This is a genomic window from Actinosynnema sp. NPDC023658 (genome assembly GCF_040639995.1).
Classification (GTDB): Bacteria; Actinomycetota; Actinomycetes; order Mycobacteriales; family Pseudonocardiaceae; genus Actinosynnema.
In genome coordinates, this window is record NZ_JBFAAX010001292.1 from 1 (window position 1) to 1381 (window position 1381).

The 1381-nt window shown below is 67.2% G+C and carries 1 protein-coding gene; it reads left to right on the top strand.

All coding sequences use genetic code 11. The features are described 5' to 3' along the window. Positions 1–229: 229 nt before the first annotated feature. Positions 230–1381, top strand: a 1152-nt coding sequence (locus AB0G02_RS40400) for a hypothetical protein (protein ID WP_360805889.1), incomplete at its 3' end; no start/stop codon positions are given.

Sequence of the window (1381 nt, forward strand, 5' to 3'; positions counted from 1 at the left end):
GGTGGTGCGGGCCGCCGGTGATGACGCCGAGGTCGAGCGTGCGCGGCGGTGGGCGCAGAACGCCACTCCCGAGACGACCAGGTGGTTCTGGAACACGACGACCCAGCGGTTCGAGGATTCACCGTGGTCGACGGGTCCGCAGCCGTTGTCGGTCCTGGTCACGCGGCATGGGGAGCGGTACCTGGCGACGCGTTCGGACGGAGCGGGTCTGGTCCTCTCCCTGGATGGGTTGGTCGACGCCCTGAGCGACAGCCTCCTGTTCAGGAAGAGCACAGGCTTCTCCCCGGACGTGGATTTCGTGTTCGCCTCGTTGAGTGGTGAGTCGGTCGAGCCGGCGGGCTTCGGCGCGGGGATGCTGGTCGGTGGCTACCTGCGGCGGGTGCACTGGCCGGCGGGGCGCCTGGTGCTGCTCAACAACGGGCGGATCGCGGTCGAGGGTGACGGTTTCCGGACGGCCGAACGGGTCGTGCTGAGTCCGGATGACATCGTGACCTACCCGATGTTCGAAGCGGGCACGGGACGTCTCAACGGGCAGCTCCACCCGTCGTCCTTCAGAGATGTGCTGGGCATGCAGATCTCGCACCGGCGTGAGGCCGCCTTCGGTTTCAAGCGCTACGTCAGGAAAGTCGTCGGGCAGAGGGACGTCGACGGTGCCGTGGTGCGCGGCTACGAGAAGTTGCCCATGAAGTGGTTGAAGGGCCCGGTGCCACCGTGGTACATCACCGTGCACGGTCAGCCGAACAGCGTCGCCGTCCGGCTGCGCACCCGTCGCCCGCACCAACTGGGTGATGAGTTGGACCTGCCGTCGGAGGCCGCGGCGCAGGTGTTGACGCGGAACTCGGTCTATCGCTCGGTGTCTCATCCACAGGGTGAGCAGAAGGTCGCCACCGTCTGCTCGATCAACCAGACCCCGGCGAGCGGTGGTCACCCGTTGGCGTCCTACCTGGTGGGGGCGTTCGAGGAGGTGGACGGCTTCCCGGCGACGGTCTGGGCCGCAGACCAGGTGGTGACCATGCACCACGTCACCGGCAGGCGATCCGTCCTGGAGAACGGGTTCTACCGGAGGGCGGTGCGCCCGGGGGACGAAGCTGTCGACTCGGCCGACGAGGACTTCTCGGACACCGATGTCGAATACGACTTCGAGGCCGATACCGACATCTCCTCCGGTGCTGTTGCCCTTGCTGCTGTCCCTTCGAGGGGCGTTAAGCGTGTGGTGTTGCGGGATGGGTTGGGGGGTGTGGTGGGTGCGGGCTTCTTGTCGGGTGGTGAGGCGCAGGTAGTGGTGGAGGCGTTCGCGTCGGGTGCGGGCGTTCCGGGTGTGTTCAGTGTGGTGGCGCATCGGGGTCCGGAGGGTGTGCGGGTTCCGTTGAAGTCCGGTGGT